This is a genomic window from Cryptosporangium sp. NPDC048952 (assembly GCF_043197895.1).
GTDB lineage: Bacteria > Actinomycetota > Actinomycetes > Mycobacteriales > Cryptosporangiaceae > Cryptosporangium.
The window spans coordinates 68135-83858 of sequence record NZ_JBICTY010000003.1; the positions used below are offsets into that span (position 1 = coordinate 68135).

Here is a 15724-nt window from a genome sequence, read left to right on the forward strand (position 1 = left end):
CGGCCGCGGGGCGACGCGACTCCGGGGGAGCGCGGTCACGCCGGGGTGCGGGCGGACAGGGTTCGCCAGACGATGTCGCGGGCGAGGGGGAGTTGGGTGAAGCGGACGCCGGTCGCGGCGCGAACGGCGTTCGCGAGGGCGGGGGCGATCGGGTTGAACGGGGATTCGCTCATCGACTTGGCGCCGAGGGGGCCGATCGGGTCGTGCACGTCGGTGACGAAGCGGACGTCGGTGTGGGGCACGTCGGCGAAGGTGGGGAGGTGGTAGGTGCGGAAGGTCGGGTTCGTCACCGCGCCGGTCTCGTCGATCCGGACGTGTTCGAACAGAGCGGCGCCCAGGGCCTGGGCGATGCCGCCTTCGATCTGACCGCGGCATTGCATCGGGTTCATCACGCGGCCCGCGTCGGCGGCGTGGACGCTGCGGAGGATGCGGATCTCGCCGGTGCCCGGGTCCACCGCGACGCGGAACCAGTGCGCGTTGAACGCGACCGACCGCGGAGTCCCCCCGAAATGCCCCTCCCCCCTGAGCCGCCGCCCGGCAGCGTGCGCGGCCTCCCACAGATCCTTCAACGTCACCCGGCCGGCGCCACCGACGACCGCATCCGCCTCCAGCCGCCACCCGCCGGCGCCTGCGGCGCCTGACGTGTTTGCGGTTGGGAGCGCGCCGGCCGCGGTGGAGAGGAGGGTGGAGTGGAGGGCGCGGGCGGCGGATAGGACTGCGTTGCCGGTGACCGTCGTGCCGGTGGAGCCGAAGGCGCCGGTGTCGTGGGGGACGGCGTCGGTGTCGGACTGGCGGATCGTGATCCGGTCGACGGTGGTGCCGAGCACGTCGGCGGCGATCTGCTGGAACACGGTCGTGCTGCCGTTGCCGAACTCCGCGGTTCCCACCGCGAGCTCGTAGTGCCCGTCGGCCAGCAGCGTGACCGTCGCGTCGGAGTAGTGGCCGTTGGGCGGCGTGGTGGCGATCATCGCGATCGCACTGCCGTCCCCGACGAGCCACCCGGGGGGAACGTCGTCCGCGCGCGCCTGCCGGGCCTCCCGGAGAACGTCGAGGCACTGATCGAGCCCATAGCTCGCCACCGTCAGATCCGCCTCGTGCCCCGCCGGCGTGACCAGCGGATCCCCACCCCGGATCACGTTGCGCGCCCGGAACTCGACGGGATCGAGCTCGAGCTCCCGAGCCAACTCGTCCATCGCCGACTCCACCGCGAACAGCACCTGACCGAGCCCGTACCCCCGGAACGCCCCCGACGGCACCGTGTTCGTATACGCCGCGTACCCCTCGACCTTCTTGTTGTCGCACCGGTACACAGCCATCGACTCACCACACGCGTGGAACAGCACCCCCGGCCCGTGGTTGCCGTACGCACCGGTGTTCGACACGATCCGCAGATCCATCGCCGTGAGCGTTCCGTCGCTCGTCGCGCCGAGCCGGACCCGCGTGGTGAACGGATGCCGCGTCGTCGCGCCCTCGAACTGCTCGGAGCGCGTGTACTCGTACTTCACCGGGCGCTTCGTGACGAGCGCGGCCAGCGCCACCAGGTCCTCGGCCAGCATCTCCTGCTTGCCGCCGAACCCACCGCCGACCCGGCCGGTCAGCACCCGCACCCGGTCCAGCGGCAGGTCGAAGACCGTGCACAGCGCCCGCCGGGTCAGGAACGGCACCTGGCTGCTCGACCGCACGACCAGTCGCCCGGCGTCGTCGAACCAGGCCACCGAGCCGTGGGTCTCCAGGCTGGCGTGTTGCACTCGCTGGGTACGGAACGTTCCGGTCCACGTCGCGTCGGCGGCGGCGAGACCTGCCTCGACGTTCCCGATCTCACCGTGCACCTCGCCGGCGACGTTTCCCTCCGCCCGTGCGATCCCGTCCCCGGGTCCCTTGTCGGCGTGCAGCACGGGTGCGCCCGGCTGCAACGCGTCCTCCGCGTCGAAAACCGCGTCGAGGACGTCGTACTCGACGACGATCAGGCGACAGGCCTCTTCCGCGGCGCCTTCGGACTCCGCCACCACCGCGGCGACCCGCTGACCGTGGAAGCGCACCACGTCGTCGAGGACACGGGTGTCGAGCGGATCGTCCTGATCGCGCTCGTGGCGGCCGGTGGAGTACAGCTTCGTCGGTGCGTCCTCGTGCGTGAGGACGGCGTGCACGCCGGGAACGGCCCGCGCCGCCGAGGCGTCGATGCGGACGATCCGCGCGTGCGCGTGCGGTGACCGCAGCACCTTGAGGTGCAACAGCCCCGGAACGTCGACGTCGAACGTGTAGCGGGCCGCGCCGGTGACCACGAGCGGACCGGCGGGGGCGGGCGCGTTGCCGCCGATACCGGCCTCGTCCGAGGCGTGCTGCACTCCGCGGACGGCGTCCTCGATCGCGCGATAACCCGTGCAGCGGCACAGGTTGCCCTTGAACGCCCGCGGCAGGTCGTCCTTCTGCCACTCGTCCAACGCGGCCGTCGTCATCACGAACCCGGCCGTGCAGAAGCCGCACTGGAAACCCTGGGCGTCCAGGAACTGCTGTTGGACGGAGTGCAGGTGCCCGTCGCGAGCCAGCCCCTCGACCGTCGTCACGGTCTTGTCCCGGGCGCGGACCGCCGGATAGAGACAGCTGTGCACGGGGGAGCCGTCCACGTGGACCGTGCAGGCACCGCAGTCGCCGGCGTCACAGCCTTTCTTCACGCCGAAGTGCCCGAGCTCCCGCAAGTGCGTGCGCAGGCACTGGCCCGGGCGTGGGGGCTGCTCGTACGGCTTTCCGTTGACGATCATCGGGTCGCCGCCAATTCGCTGCGAATATCGTCCGCATAACGCAGTGTGAGGTGCCGACGCCAGGCGGGAAGCCCGTGAACGTCGTCGACCCAGAGCTCGGGGGGAATGACGGCCGTCAGGTCGATCGCGGACGGAACCGACGGGAAGCGGAGCTGCACCGGTCGGCGCGTGGACGCGGTGACCGTGAGGACGAACGTGCCGTCGGCGTCGACGCGACCGATCACCAGCGCGGCCGACCGCCCCAGCGTGTGCAGCGACCCGCGGCGGAACGCGGTGCGTGCACTGACCGCCGTTTTCGGCAGAAAGATGGACCGCAGGAACTCGCCCGGCCGCAGATCGGTCGTGCCCTCACCGGTCACGAACTCGACGACCGGAACCAGACGACGCGCACCATCCAGCGCCTCGACCGTGCACACCCCGTCGAGCGCCGCGGTCAACGACGTCATCGGACCAGCCGGAAGCGCAGCACACAGGTTGCCACCCACCGTCGCCACGTTCTGGATCTTGAAGCTGGCCAGGAATGCGTCGCAGCAGGAACGGAACAGCGGTGGACCGTAAGCGTCCAGCTCGGCGATCGTGCAGGTCGCGGCGATCTCCAGGCCGTCAGGCGTCGGCGTGAGCGCGGGCCAGCCGAGCGTGGTGAGGTCGCGGAGCCGGCGCAGATCCGGCTGCGGTTCGGAGAACAGCACGGTGCCGCCGGCGAGCCAGCCGTCGCCGGGCCGCCAGTCGCCGGCCTCGGCCGCGCCGGTCACCTCGTCGATCGTGTTCAGGTCCACGCTCAGTCCTCGTACCTGGGCACCTCCGGGACGTGCTTCCCCGATCATCACATCACTGCCAGTGACCAGCGGCTACTGGTGTTTCCTCCGAACGTGACGGCCCGGCACCCCACCTGAGCTGGCCGATCCCACAGGTTCCCCCGCGGAATGCCGATGGGGCGTCAGGCGGCCGTCCCGAGCGCCGCAGCCGTGCGCGGAAGGAGGCCGTCACGATGACGTCCCGCCGCGCACAGCTGCTCGCCGAGCTCACAGAGGTCGTGGTGCTGTCCGCGATCATCGCGGTCGTCAACGAGGTCGGCTGGTACGGGGGGCACTCGACACCGGTGCTGCTCGCGCTCACCGCTCCGCTGCTGCTCGCCAACACGACAGCGGTGCAGCTGTGGCTCGCCGGCGGCGTCCTGCGGCAGCGGGTCGCGCTGCGGATGTTCCTGCACATGGTGGTCTGCTTCGGCGTCGCCGCGTTCGTCACCGGCTGGGGTCCGGTGATGATGGGCGGCCTGATCGTGGTCGCGAGCCTGCACATGCGCTGGAGCGGTGCGCGGGTCTGGCGCCTGGCCGTCGCGTACTCGTGCGTGACCGCGGGGCTGGGCGCACTCGCGATCGACCGGGGCCTCGTCGCCGACTACTTCGGCTCGCCCGAGTCCTACGTCCTGTGCGGGTTGATCCTGTTGGTCGTCGTCCTGGTGATCCGGAGCTACGGCACGATTCTGGAGCAGCAGGAGGAGACGCAGCGGGAGCTGGTCGGCTCACGGGCCGCCGCCCGGCGCAGCGAACGGTGGTTCCGTGCCCTGGTCAAGAACACCAGCGACGTCATCACGGTGGTGGACTCGGCGGGCCTGTTCACCTACGTGTCGGAAGCCGCCGAGCAGCGGCTCGGGCATCGCCCGACCGACCTGCTGGGTGGTCCGGCGGACGAGATCGTCGACCCGATCGACCGCGAGGCGTTCGCGGTCTTCCTCGACGGCATGATGGAGCCCTCGTCCGGTGACCACCGGGCCGAACTGCGCCTCTGGCACGCCGACGGCACGCCGCGGTGGCACGAACTCACCGCCTACAACCTCCTCGACGACCCGGAGATCATGGGCGTCGTCCTGAATTGCCGGGACGTCCACGAGCGCCGGGCCTACCACGACCTGCTCGCATTCGACGCCTCGCACGACGCGCTGACCGGGCTGGCCAATCGCGTCCAACTCAACCGCGCGTTGGACGAGGCGCTGCTGCTGCGGGCGGCGACGATGGCCGCGGCGGGCGACGAGGGCATGCCGACCGTCGCGGTGTTGCTCATCGACTTGGACGGCTTCAAGCCGGTCAACGACACCTACGGCCACGAGTGCGGCGACGCGCTGCTGGTGACCGTCGCGCGACTGCTGGAGCGCAACGTGCTCGGCGTCGACACCGTGGCGCGGATCGGCGGTGACGAGTTCGTCGTCGTGCTGGGCGGCATCACCCGGGAGAGCGACGCGATCGCTGTCGCCGAGCGGGTGCTCCGTGCCCTCCGCACCCCGATGCGCCTTCCGCACGCCGAGGTGCAGGTGGGCGCCAGCATCGGCATCGCACTCGCGGACGACGAGGCCGGTGCCGTCGAGATGATCCGGCGTGCCGACCACGCCATGTACCGGGCCAAGCGCGAAGGACGTAACCGCTGGTCATCGTATGCGGCGGAGTGCGGGCCCGGCGCCGCCGACGGGGCGGGTCGGCTCAGCGGGGACGAAGCGGAGATCGCGGCGGCGGCACTCGAACGCGACCTGCGCGTCGCGCTGGCGACCGGACGCGGCTTGTCGGTCGTCTACCAGCCGATCGTGCTGCTGGACGACCGCTCGCTGTGGGGCTTCGAAGCGCTGATGCGCTGGGCCCACCCGGCCCGCGGCCCGGTGTCTCCCACGGAGTTCGTGCCGATCGCCGAGCGGACCGGCATCATCCACGAACTCGGTCGCTGGGTACTCGACCACGCCTGCCGCCAGGTCGCGGAGTGGCAGCGTTCGCTCCCGGACGACCAGCAGTTCTCGGTGTCGGTCAACCTGTCGGCGCGGGACCTCGATCAGCCCCGTGTCGTCGACATCGTGCTGGAGACGATCGCCACCGCCGGCCTCGACGCCGAACATCTCGTCCTGGAAGTGACCGAGAGCGCGCTCGTCGATCCGGACCTGGCGATCCCGGCGCTGAGCCGGCTCAGCGAGGCCGGCATCCGGATCGCGATCGACGACTTCGGCACCGGGTATTCGTCGCTGCAGTACCTCACGCAGATGCCGGTCGACATCCTCAAGCTCGACCGCTCGTTCGTGAGCAAGCTGGACGGCACTCCGCAGCACGCCGCGATCGCCGAGGCCGTCGTCCGGCTGAGTCAGACGCTGCACCTGGGGACCGTCGCCGAGGGCGTGGAGACCGAGGAGCAGGCCGCGGAGCTCGCTGCGCTGGGTTACCGGAAAGGCCAGGGCTATTTGTTCTCCAGGCCGCTCAGCGCGGACGACGTAGCCTCGAAGCTGCTGACGATCGGTAGTCGGTGGTGAACGTCGTTGGAGGTTTCCTCCAAATCGATGGACGTGACGTTCGTCGCGGAACGCCCTGGAGCCCGAGATAACTGAGTAAATAGCCTCCTGACAGGAAGTTTTCAGGAGGAGGCTCATGTCCACGCTCAGCGTCACCCGGTCCCCCCGCGTCCTCGCCGACGTAATCCCCGGTGGCATCGTTCGGGACGCCGCTCTCGTCGGCGGGTCGGCACTCTTCGTCGGGCTCTTCGCGCAGATCGCGATCCCGCTTCCGTTCACCCCGGTGCCGATCACGGGCGGCACGTTCGCGGTGCTGCTCTCGGTGGCGGCACTCGGCCCGGCACGCGGTGTGCTGGGCATGCTCGTGTACCTGCTCGCCGGAATGGCGGGAGTGCCGTGGTTCTCCGACCAGATGTCGGGCTGGTCGATGCCGTCGTTCGGCTACATCCTCGGGTACGTGCTGGCCGCGGCCGTCGTCGGTGCGTTGGCTCGTCGGGGCGCCGACCGGACGGTGCTGCGTACGGTGCCGCTGATGATCGCCGGGAACCTGGCGGTCTACGCGATCGGTGTGCCGTGGCTGATGGCGTCGCTGGACGTCAGCTTCTCGAAGTCGCTCGAGCTCGGCCTGACGCCGTTCCTGATCGGTGACGCGGTGAAGGTCGCGCTCGCTGCCCTGGTGCTCCCGGGCGCCTGGGCGCTCGTCGGCCGAGCCGACCAGGCACTCAGCCGTCGCGCCGAGCGCCGCTCGGACGACGCGGCCTGACGGAGCTGCCCGCCCCGGCGTTGCGATGGCGCGCGCCGGGGCGGGCGAACGGCCCGGCCTAGGATCGAGCGGTGACCGAAACGCTCGCTCCGGAGATCGACAGCAGCGACCCCTCGTCGTTCCCGTGGAGCGTGTTCCACGACCGCCACCCGGTACTGATCGAGCGGGTGGCCACGCAACTGCCGCGCCCGGCGTCCCACCGTGCGGCGCTCGACGCGCTGCTGCTCGAATCGACGTCCGGCACGATCACCGCGCCCGACGTCGACGCGCTGCGGCACGAACCGTGGCCGTGGTGGCGCCCGGAGTACCGCGGCCTGCCGTGGGGCGAGACACCGTTCCTCTGGGCGGAAAGCTACTTCTACCGCCGCATTCTCGACGCCGTCGACTACTTCGTGCCCGGTCCGTGGCGCGGCGTCGACCCGTTCGCGCCCACCAAGATGGGCGAGTTGGCCGGTGAGGCCGTCGACGACGAACTCGCCGCCCTCGATGCGTCGCCCGAGTGGGACGCGCTCGTGCAGTCGTCGCTGTGGGGGAACCGCGCGGACCTGAGCTTCCAGGCCGGCCCGACCGCCGGGTCGGAGACGGGCGGGCTGATCGCCGACGACAGCGACGCGTTCCGCGCGCTCGTGCACGACCGGGCGCCGGGCGCGGTGCACCTGATCGCCGACAACGCCGGCCGGGAGCTGCTCCCGGATCTGATCCTGCTCGATCATCTGTTGGACGCCGGGCTCGCGACCGCTGCCGTGCTGCACGTCAAGCCGCATCCCTACTACGTTTCCGACGCCACGACGGCGGACGTGCTCGCCGCGCTGAACCGGCTCACGGGTGCCCCCGGGCGGGCGCGGGACGTGGGCGAGCGGCTGGACGGGTTCCTGCGGGACGGGCGGCTCGAGATCGACGCGCACGAGTTCTTCTGTGGTCCGTTGACCTATCAGGCCCTGCCGGTCGATCTCCGTAGCCGGTTCGCGGAGGCTTCGTTGACGATCTCGAAGGGCGATCTGAACTACCGGCGCCTGGTCGGGGACCGCCACTGGCACGCGACCGCGCCGTTCGCGGGGCTCACCTCGCATTTCCCGAGTCCGTTGGCCGCGTTGCGGACGTTGAAGTGTGATGTCGCCGTTGGGCTGACGGAGGAGACGCTCGTTCGGCTGGACGCCACCGGGAAGTCCTGGCGGCTCACCGGGGAGTACGCGGTGATCCACACGCGCGGCTAGGTGCTCCAGCGGGGTTCGCTGGAGCCCCAGGTGACTGGGCCGGTCGGCCAGTCGCGCGGGCCGTCGTCGAGGCGGAACGGCGGCAGCGCGTGCCGCACGACGCCGTACGGGCTGTTCAGCTCCCCCAACCAGTCGTTGGCATCGAACGCTCCGGCGCCGGCACTGCGCGGAGCTCGGAGGAGCCAGGTGGCGGTGCGGGCCAGGGAAGCGCGGATCGTGGCGCCGCCGCCGCGGGTGAGTGCGCGGAGGATCGCTGCGGCGAGCAGGTAGCCGGTCGCGTGGTCGAGGGCCTGCGCGGGCAGCACTCCCGGGTGGCCGTCCGCGTCGGCGGTGGATGCGGCGATGCCGCTGGCGGCCTGGACGAGGCTGTCGAACCCGCGGCGGGTCCGCCACGGTCCGGTCGCGCCCCAGGCGGTGAGGCTCGCGACGACGAGCTCCGGACGCGCGGCGCGGAGTCGGTCCGCGTCGAGCCCGAACGCGTCCAGGGCGCCGGCGCGGTACCCGGTGACCACGACGTCGGCGTCGGCCAGCAGGTCGTCGAACGTGCGGCGGTCCGCGGGGGAGCGGAGGTCCAGGAGCGTCGAGCGCTTGCCCAGCCCCGTGTCGAGGTGCTGGGGAATCAGCTCGGGCAGGTTCGGTGAGTCGACCCGGAGCACGTCCGCCCCGAGGTACGCCAGCGTCCGGGTGGCCACCGGCCCGGCGATGACCCGAGTCAGATCCAACACCCGCATCCCGCGCGCCGCCGCGCCGCTGTCGGCCCCGGTTCCGACCAGGGGGCCGGCGGCTGCGGCGTAGCCGGGGCTGGTCTCTGTGAGAGAGCCGGTGGCCGCGGATCGGCCGGCGGGGGAGGTGGCCCAGGACTCCGGGGTGCGTACGGCCAGGGCCAGGCCGCCGGCAGCGGTGACCCTCTCCTCGACGTCGAGGGCGGAACGTTGGGCGAGGTGGGTGGCGAGCGCGTCCCGGTCGGCCCCGGACGGGAGACCGAGCGCGCCGAGGAGCCGCGACTCGTGGTGCGGATAGTTCGCATGCGTCCGAACCCACCCGTCCCGCGTCCGGAAGAAGCCGGAGAGCGGTGCCCAACCGCCTACCTCGACCCCGTCGAGACGCAGGTGGCGTTCACTGGTGAACGCTGTCGCAACCGCACGCCGATCCACCGTGCAGTTCCGGACCGAACCGCCCCGCGAGGCGAGGAACTCACCGGCCGCGAGCCCGGCCGACGCCACCGCCGCAACGGCCAGATCCGTCACCGGCAGCGGCGACGGCAACGTCTGCGTCGGCCCCGCGATACGCAGCCGCGACAACGCCTCGGGCGCCCCGCCCACCCCGGCCCAGAACTCCGCGATCGCCCGGCTCTCCATCCTGGAACGCTACCTGCGCAGAACGCAGAACTCGTTGTCCTCCGGGTCGGCGAGGACGACGAACGGCTCCTCACCGGTCTGGCCGACGTCGATGCGGCGCGCACCGAGCCCTTCGAGCCGGACCACCTCGTCGTCCACGTCACCGACGGTGACGAGGTCGGGATGGAACCGGTTCTTGCCTGCCTTGGCCTCGCCGGAAGCCTGCAGCCAGACCGTCGGGGTGCTCGGCGGCGCACCGGCCGGCGGGTAGAGCTTCGCCGACCCGTCGTCGCCCTTGTCGATCCGGTAGCCCAGGGCCTGCGACCAGAACTGCGCCATCAGATCGACGTCCCGGACGTCCAGCGTCCACTGCGCGAATGAGCTCACCATGGCCGTAGGACTGCCCGTTCCAGCGGCCGCTAAGTACGCGACCTCGGGTCGAGGTGGTACCGGCCGATCAGGGCCTTCGTGCGGGTGCGGACGCCCGGCAGGATCGCGAGGCCTTCGTCGCCGGGGCAGGCGGTGCGGCTGGTTTCGCGGTGCGGGGAGATCGCCGGGATGCGGACGGTGGTGCGCTTCTTGTAGCGCGTCGACGGGCCGCCGGTGATCCGTTGCGTCGAGAGCGGGTCGACGCCGTAGCGCCCGAGTTTGAACGCGGCGTAGCGGGCGACGGCTTCGCGGGCGGCTGCGCTGATCGGCTGTTTGTCGTGGTTGCCGATTATCGCGATGCCGGAGGTGCCGGTGTTGAAGCCGCCGGCGTGGATGCCGATCACCGGGCGGTCGAGGCCGCCCGCCCGACCTTCCCAGAGGCGTCCGTACTTGTCGACGAGGACGTTGTAGCCGATGTCGCCGTATTTCTCGGTGACCGACATGTAGTAGTAGATCGAGCGGATGATGCGTGGGACGTCGTCGGCGCTGTAGTTGTTCGTCGTTGCGGTGTGGTGGAGTACCACCGCCTTGAGGCTGGACGCGTAGCGCGGGCGTTTGCGCATGTAGGCGGTGCTGGCGCCCCAGGCGCTGCGGCTGAAGATCTGGACTACGCCGTTGCCGTAGCGGGTCGGTTGCCGGGCTGCGGCGGGGAGGCCGCGGAAGGTCACCGGGTTGGATCCCGGATCGAGCAGGTCGAGCGTGACGTCCTTCGGTGAGCGGCCGCTGACGCCGGTCAGGACGACGTCGATCGCTTCGGCGTCGCCGGTCCAGATCAGGCCTGGACCGGTGCGGCCGGCGCGGTTGTTCGCCCCGTGGTATTCGTTCGTGGTCCACGGGGACCACTTGGGTGTGCCGGACGCCTTCGTGCGGACGGCGACGCTCACCTCGCCGAGTGCGACGTCGCGACGCCAGGTCACGCCGACGGCGGCGAACCGTACGCCTGCGGTCGCGGCGCGCAGGACGCGCGCCGTGCCGTCGACCGCCAGCTCGTGCCCGTCCGCGAGCGGCACGCCCACCGGCTGCACGGCCAGCCCCCGCGCACCCCCGGTCGGCGCCCCAGCACTCCCTACCCGGAGCCGCCGAGCAACCCGCACCACCCCATCACCCGCGCTACCCACGGCCGCGCCCGTGCCGCGCGCAGCGTCTGCGGCTGTGTCGGCCGCGGCGGCCACGTGGGCCGGTGCGGCTCGGGTGGTGGCTGTGGCTTCGGTGGCGGGTGTCAGGACGCCCGCCGCTAGCGTGGCTGCGGCCACCATGCCGCTGGCCAGAAAGGTTCGGCCTGTTCTCCTGGACTGTCGCATGACCCGTCGCCCCCGCGATCCGGAATCAGGAGTAGGGCGTCGGCAAAGGCGCCCCACTACCTCGTCGGCACGGGGCGGCGGGTCATGAGTGAGACGCGGGATCCTCCGGCCGAACCACCCGCACATCGGCCAACTGAGTGAGTCCGCAAACAGTCAACAGGTACTCGTTCAACGGCGCGATGTGCACCTCGATCGAATCGGCGTGCACGAACAACGCCGCGAGCGCCGCACTGTCGAGGTATTCGACCCGGGTCAGATCGACGAGGAGCTTGCTCTTCGGGCTGACCTCGGCCGCCAGCCGGTCCCGGAAGTCCGCGGCGTTGCTCAGATCGATCTCACCGGTAGCGGTGAGCCGCGCGCGTCCGTCCTCGGTAACGCCGCTGGTCATCTGCAGGGGGACGGTCATGACGCGATCCTCGTGGTCATTTCTACGGTGGTGCCGGTGGCGCCGGTGTGCAGGGTGACGTCGGCCATCAGCGATCGGATCAGATGGAGTCCGTGCCCACGGTGCGGGTTACCCGTGGTGTCCCTCCATTCACCGGTGTCGGACACGGTCACGCGCAGATCGTCGCCCAAAGCGCTGGCGACCAGCCGCACTCGGCCGGTGGCGCCACGGTAGCCGTGTTCGACGGCGTTGGCGCAGGCTTCTCCGGCCGCGACCAACACGTTCTGAGCGTCGGCAGTGGTGATCCCGGCGCGGGCTAGCCAGTTGCGGAACGTGGACCGCACCCCCGCCAGCTCGCCCGCCCGGGCCTCGAACGACACGTCGAGCGGCGCCGGGTGCCGGTAGAGCAGCAGGGCGACGTCGTCGCTGGTGCCGTCCTGGCCGGCCAGCTCGTCCATGACGTGGTCGGCGAGGTCCTCGACCGGCAGCGACCGGTGGTCTCGAACCGTGACGGCGGCCTGCTGAATGCCGGAGTCGATCGACACCCGCCGACGTTCGACCAGCCCGTCGGTGTAGAGCAGCAGAACGGCCCGGCCCGGCAGCACGATCTCGGCGTCGGCGCGCGGGTTCCCCCGCTTCAGCCCGAGTGGCGTTCCGCGGCTGGCTTCGAGCAGTTCGGTACGCCCGTCGGGGTTCGTGACGATGCCTGGCGGATGACCGGCGCTGCTGTAGACGAGCCGGCCGGTGGTGGCGTCGAGGATCCCGCAGAACGCAGTGGTGCACGCTGCGCCGGGCAGCAGCCGGGCGAACGTGTCCAGGGCGGTGAGTACCGCGGCGGGACCGCTCTCCCGCAGCAGCAACGCGCGCCCCGCGCTGCGCAGCTGCCCCATCACCGTTGCGGCCGCCAGCCCACGCCCGACGCAGTCGCCGACCATGATGCCGATCCGCCCGTCCGGCAGGTCGACCGCGTCGTACCAGTCCCCGCCGACCTCGAGCGGACGCCCGGCCGGCTGGTAGCGCACCGCGAAACCGCCGGGCAGCACCGACGGGCCGAGGATCGAGCGCTGCAGCGCCTCGGCGACCGCGCGCTGCTGGTCGAACGCGTACGCGCGCTGCAGCGCCTGCGCCAGCGAGCCCCGCAGCCCCAACAGCAGGTCCTGGTCCTCTGGGCCGAAACCGCGGGTCGGATCGAGCACGAGCCAGAGCGCGACCGGGCCGAGCGCCGAATCGACGGTGGTACCCGCCCCGGCCGGCCGACCGGAATCCCCCTCGATCCGGAGGCCGGTCGGTGGAACGTCGCCCAGCTCGGCCGGTTCCGGTCCGGGCCCGGCCTGCGCCGCCACTCCCGAACCGCGGGCGAACACCGTCCGCGCCTGCCACTGCTTCCGAAGCTGTTCGACGCCTGCCTGCAGCACCTCGGGGACGGTGCGCGCCGCCCCGAGCCGCTCGTTCATCGCGTTGAGCGCGGTGTCCCGTTGCGCGGCCCGGTGTTCGGCGGTGACGTCACGAATCGTGCCGACGATCATTTTTTCGCCGCGGTCGTCGTCGACAACATTGATCGAAACGGCGGCCCAGAGCCGGTGACCGTCACCGTGCCGCAGAGGGACGGTGAAGTCCCCGTAGGGGCCTTCGAGGATGCGGCGGTAGGCCTCGACGACCTGCTGGTGGGCGGACGGATCGGACTGCGCGTCCGGCCACCAGGGCTGGGGCGCGGGGTACGGGAGGCCCTCGGCGGGGTAGCCGAGGATCTCGGTGAAGGCCGCATTCATCTCGACGACGGTGCCCTCGCCGTCGGAGACGAAGAAGCCCTCCTGGAGCGAGTCGATCAGCGCCGCACGCCACTGGGCGTGGTGGTTGCGCAGGTTGGCGAGGTCGACGATCGTGCGCACCCGCGCCAGAAGCTCCTGCGCCGCGAACGGTTTGACCAGGTAGTCGTCCGCTCCGGCGTCGAGGCCCTCGACCGCTGCCTCCTGCCCGGCCCGCGCCGAGAGCAGCAGGATCGGGATACCGGCGGTGCGGGTGTCGGCGCGGAGTGCGGTGACCAGCTCCAGACCGTCCAGGCCGGGCATCATGACGTCGCTGACGATCAGGTCGGGTGGGTGGGCCCGGGCGGCACCGAGCGCCGCGACACCGTCGACGACCGTCGTCACGTCGTACCGGCTGCGGAGCAGACGCTGCAGGTAGTCACGCATGTCGGCGTTGTCGTCGGCGACGAGGACCCGCGCGCGGCCGGCGTCCCCCGTCGATATCGGACGGACGACGGCGGTGTCTCCGATCGTGCTGGTCACGTCGGGAAGCCACCGCAGTGCCTCCTGCACGAACGGCTCGGCCGTACTCGTCGGCAGATCGACGTCGGTCGTCGTCGAGATCTGGTCGGACGGCAGATGGGCGGAACCGAACCGCAGACCGATCGTGAACGTCGTGCCGCGGTTCGGCTCGCTCTCCGCGGTGATGCTGCCGCCGTGCAGTTCGACGAGTTCGCGCACCAGCGCGAGGCCGATGCCGCTTCCCTCGTTCGAGCGGGAGCGGGGCATCGGGATGCGGTGGAACCGCTCGAACAGCCGCGGCATCTCGTCGGCCGGTACGCCGATGCCGGTGTCGACGACCTGGACTGTTGCGCCCTCGGTGGCTTGCTGAACGAGGACCCGGATCGTGCCGTCGAACGTGAACTTCAGCGCGTTGCTGAGCAGGTTTAGAACAACCTTCTCCCACATTCCACGATCGACGAAGACGGGCTGGTCGAGGTGGGCGCAGTCGACGTCGAAGACCAGACCGGCGCGCTCGATCGCGGCCCGGAACACGCTGGCGAGCTCCGCGGTGAACAGCGCCAGGTCGATCGGCTCGAACCGGGCCTGCATCCGGCCGGCTTCGATGCGCGAGAAGTCGAGCAGCGTGTTGACCAGCTTGGCCAGCCGCTGACCGTTGCGGTGGATCATCTCGACGTCGTCGCGCGAGCGTTGGTCGTCGGCGGGAAGGCGGTCGCGGAGCTCCTGCACCGGGCCGGTGATGAGCGTCAGCGGGGTGCGGAACTCGTGGCTGATGTTGGAGAAGAACGCGGTCTTCACACGGTCGAGCTCGGCCAGTTCCTCGGCGCGCCGCTCCTGGGCCTGGTAGCTGCGTGCACTGGCGATGCCGCTGGCCACATGGGTGGCGGTCAGCTCGATGAAGCTGCGGTACGAGACGTCGTCGGGGTCGCGGTAGCGGTTGAGCCCGGCGACCAGGACGCCGTACGACGCGCCACCCTGACCGAGCAGCGGCACCTGCAGGACCTTCGTCGGCGGCAACGGCCAGTCGCCGCGGGGCAGCGACGCCGACAGCTCGTCGTCGAGATCGATCAGCCTCGACTCCTGCTGGGTCGGATCGACGTGCCAGGGGGAGTCCTTCGTCAGCACCTGCGGCGCCGCGGGGTGGCCGGCGTCGATGCCGGACGTGGCGGCGAGTTCCGCGTTTCCGTGCTGGTCGAACAGATAGATCGCGGCGAACGGCAGGTCACGGAGGTTGCGCCGGAGCTGCTCGGCGGCGAACGTCAGCGTCTCGCGCTCGGTGCGGACGACGCTCGGGTCGGAGCCGAGGTCCCGCAGGGTCGACATCCGCCGTGCGCCGATGACCCGCTCGGTGTCCTCGCTGACGACGCACAGCATGCCGACGAGGACGCCGTCGTCGTCGCGGAGCGGACTGTAGGAGAACGTGTGGTAGGTCTCCTCGGGGAAGCCGGAACGCTCCAGGAACAGCAGGAGCCCCTCGTCCCAGGTGGCTTTGCCGGTGGTGAGCACGGTGTCGATCCGGGGGCCGATGTCGTTCCAGATCTCCTCCCAGACCGTGCTCGCCGGCTGACCGAGGGCCCGCGGGTACTTGCGGCCCAGCGTGTCGCGGCGGTAGGCGGCGTTGCAGAAGAACGTGAGGTCCGGGCCCCACGCCATCCACATCGGGAAGCGGGACGGGAGCAGAATGTTGACCGCGGTGCGGAGGCTCTGGGGCCACTCGGCCGGTGGGCCGAGAGGGGTCGCCTGCCAGTCCACGCGGGCCAGATCGGCGCCGACTTCGGGGTCGGAGGCGAAGACGTCGAGCCCGGCCGAAGATCTGTCACCGCTCATCGCGTCGGAAGGTCCCTCTCGCCCGGGGCGGATCAGCGACCACGGTACCTCGGGAGGGTCGCTGACGACGGCCTCTGGTCGCGCGGCACGTGTTGCCGGTGCGGCATTCACCGAGCCCGCGAAGGTCCGGCGCGGCGCGGGCGCCGCCGCGCCGGGTCCGGTGCGGCGCGGGCGTCGCCG

General features: G+C 71.2%; 10 protein-coding genes. 3 read left to right on the forward strand and 7 right to left on the reverse strand.

Annotated features, from left to right (window positions below; all coding sequences use genetic code 11):
• Nucleotides 1-35 precede the first annotated feature (35 nt).
• On the reverse strand, nucleotides 36-2759 hold the full coding sequence (locus ACGFY5_RS16425; RefSeq protein WP_392720633.1) for a molybdopterin-dependent oxidoreductase: 2724 nt from the start codon (nucleotides 2757-2759) through the stop codon (nucleotides 36-38).
• Nucleotides 2756-3535 carry an FAD binding domain-containing protein gene (locus tag ACGFY5_RS16430; protein ID WP_392720635.1) on the reverse strand — a complete coding sequence of 260 codons (780 nt, stop codon included), beginning with the start codon at nucleotides 3533-3535 and terminating at the stop codon, nucleotides 2756-2758. Before ACGFY5_RS16430 ends, ACGFY5_RS16425 begins: the two co-directional genes overlap by 4 nt.
• Before the next feature lie 212 nt (nucleotides 3536-3747).
• Here ACGFY5_RS16430 and ACGFY5_RS16435 point away from each other — a divergent pair, with 212 nt between their 5' ends.
• The 3 genes from ACGFY5_RS16435 (at nucleotide 3748) to ACGFY5_RS16445 (ending at nucleotide 7998) form a co-directional block, all read left to right on the forward strand.
• Nucleotides 3748-6042, forward strand: a complete 2295-nt coding sequence (locus ACGFY5_RS16435; RefSeq protein ID WP_392720636.1) for a putative bifunctional diguanylate cyclase/phosphodiesterase — start codon at nucleotides 3748-3750, stop codon at nucleotides 6040-6042.
• 115 nt (nucleotides 6043-6157) lie between these two features.
• A complete protein-coding gene (locus ACGFY5_RS16440) occupies nucleotides 6158-6784 on the forward strand; it encodes a biotin transporter BioY (protein WP_392720638.1) in 627 nt (208 codons plus the stop codon).
• A gap of 71 nt (nucleotides 6785-6855) precedes the next feature.
• Nucleotides 6856-7998 (forward strand): damage-control phosphatase ARMT1 family protein, encoded by a 1143-nt coding sequence (locus ACGFY5_RS16445; RefSeq protein WP_392720640.1) that lies wholly within the window; start codon nucleotides 6856-6858, stop codon nucleotides 7996-7998.
• Here the strand turns inward: ACGFY5_RS16445 and ACGFY5_RS16450 are convergent.
• From ACGFY5_RS16450 to ACGFY5_RS16470, 5 genes are all read right to left on the reverse strand, one after another.
• A complete protein-coding gene (locus ACGFY5_RS16450; protein ID WP_392720642.1) occupies nucleotides 7995-9356 on the reverse strand; it encodes a CoA transferase in 1362 nt (453 codons plus the stop codon). The two genes, ACGFY5_RS16445 and ACGFY5_RS16450, sit on opposite strands and share 4 nt — an antisense overlap.
• Nucleotides 9357-9365: 9 nt before the next feature.
• Nucleotides 9366-9725 carry a VOC family protein gene (locus ACGFY5_RS16455; protein ID WP_392720643.1) on the reverse strand — a complete coding sequence of 120 codons (360 nt, stop codon included), beginning with the start codon at nucleotides 9723-9725 and terminating at the stop codon, nucleotides 9366-9368.
• 29 nt (nucleotides 9726-9754) lie between these two features.
• The gene (locus ACGFY5_RS16460) at nucleotides 9755-11065 is read right to left on the reverse strand and encodes an N-acetylmuramoyl-L-alanine amidase (RefSeq protein WP_392720645.1); all 1311 of its coding nucleotides are present in this window, start codon (nucleotides 11063-11065) and stop codon (nucleotides 9755-9757) included.
• Nucleotides 11066-11147: 82 nt separating this feature from the next.
• On the reverse strand, nucleotides 11148-11471 hold the full coding sequence (locus ACGFY5_RS16465; RefSeq protein WP_392720647.1) for an STAS domain-containing protein: 324 nt from the start codon (nucleotides 11469-11471) through the stop codon (nucleotides 11148-11150).
• The gene (locus ACGFY5_RS16470) at nucleotides 11468-15544 is read right to left on the reverse strand and encodes a SpoIIE family protein phosphatase (RefSeq protein WP_392720648.1); all 4077 of its coding nucleotides are present in this window, start codon (nucleotides 15542-15544) and stop codon (nucleotides 11468-11470) included. Before ACGFY5_RS16470 ends, ACGFY5_RS16465 begins: the two co-directional genes overlap by 4 nt.
• Nucleotides 15545-15724: the final 180 nt, after the last annotated feature.

Excerpts from the sequence above, each read along its gene's own strand:
- ACGFY5_RS16425 (WP_392720633.1), bottom strand. The coding sequence starts at position 2,759 with ATGATCGTCAACGGAAAGCCGTACGAGCAGCCCCCACGCCCGGGCCAG.
- ACGFY5_RS16435 (WP_392720636.1), top strand. The coding sequence starts at position 3,748 with ATGACGTCCCGCCGCGCACAGCTGCTCGCCGAGCTCACAGAGGTCGTG.
- ACGFY5_RS16440 (WP_392720638.1), top strand. The coding sequence starts at position 6,158 with ATGTCCACGCTCAGCGTCACCCGGTCCCCCCGCGTCCTCGCCGACGTA.
- ACGFY5_RS16450 (WP_392720642.1), bottom strand. The coding sequence starts at position 9,356 with ATGGAGAGCCGGGCGATCGCGGAGTTCTGGGCCGGGGTGGGCGGGGCG.
- ACGFY5_RS16455 (WP_392720643.1), bottom strand. The coding sequence starts at position 9,725 with ATGGTGAGCTCATTCGCGCAGTGGACGCTGGACGTCCGGGACGTCGAT.
- ACGFY5_RS16460 (WP_392720645.1), bottom strand. The coding sequence starts at position 11,065 with ATGCGACAGTCCAGGAGAACAGGCCGAACCTTTCTGGCCAGCGGCATG.
- ACGFY5_RS16465 (WP_392720647.1), bottom strand. The coding sequence starts at position 11,471 with ATGACCGTCCCCCTGCAGATGACCAGCGGCGTTACCGAGGACGGACGC.
- ACGFY5_RS16470 (WP_392720648.1), bottom strand. The coding sequence starts at position 15,544 with ATGAGCGGTGACAGATCTTCGGCCGGGCTCGACGTCTTCGCCTCCGAC.